The sequence below is a fragment of the Arcicella sp. GW458-12-2-14-TSB2 genome (assembly GCF_059423785.1).
The window spans coordinates 1-744 of sequence record NZ_JBWKYN010000375.1 but is presented as its reverse complement, the minus strand read 5'-3'; the positions used below and the strand labels follow the sequence as shown (position 1 = coordinate 744).

At 32.9% G+C, this 744-nt stretch carries 1 protein-coding gene; it reads right to left on the bottom strand.

Going from position 1 to position 744, the window contains the following annotated elements:
• Positions 1-98: 98 nt before the first annotated feature.
• Positions 99-692, bottom strand: coding sequence for a porin family protein (locus AC07XN_RS24535; protein ID WP_494744959.1), 594 nt, complete (start codon positions 690-692; stop codon positions 99-101).
• Positions 693-744: the final 52 nt, after the last annotated feature.

Sequence of the window (744 nt, the reverse complement as noted above, 5' to 3'; positions counted from 1 at the left end):
GATTAAATGAGAGGATTTAAAAATAATTAATGCCTTTATATTCAAAAAGCTCAGCAAAATCAAGTTTGCTGAGCTTTTTGAATAAAAAATTACTATAATTATTTAGCTCCGAAAAACTTAGTAACTGAAATACCAATTACATTATTTTTAATTGAACCATCATTTGTATCAGCAATATTTGCAAGACCCAATGAATAATTAGCGCTTAAAACTAAACCGTCAACAACTTCGTATCCAGCTGTAAGATTCAAACCGAAATCAAGACGCTTAAGTCCTCCATCTCCGAACTCCATGTCCTCAGATTGTCCACCTGAACTATTTTTACCACTTAGAGCATACCCTAAATAAGGACCACCACCAATAAAAAAGTAGTCAGCAGGCTCAAATAAAAAGTTGATAGGAACTTCTAGATAATTTAGTGTACCTTTTACTTCAATTCCGCTACTTGCCATAGAAAATCCTTTTTGTGAAAAAAGTAAGCTAGGTTGAATTACGAATCTATCAGAAACTCTTGATTCTAATACTCCTCCAACATGAAATGAGGTAATTGAATTTGGAGATAAAGAAATTCCCCCCGCACTAATAGAAACATTAGCAAAATTGACACCACCTTTGATACCGAAACGGTTTTGTGCTTTAGTGGCGAAAGAGAAAGCGATTAAGCTTAGGATGAGTAGAAACGTTTTTTTCATTTGTGTGGGTTATTTTAAATGTATGAGTGTAAAATAATATATAATACTGTAC

Excerpts from the sequence above, each read along its gene's own strand:
- AC07XN_RS24535 (WP_494744959.1), bottom strand. The coding sequence starts at position 692 with ATGAAAAAAACGTTTCTACTCATCCTAAGCTTAATCGCTTTCTCTTTC.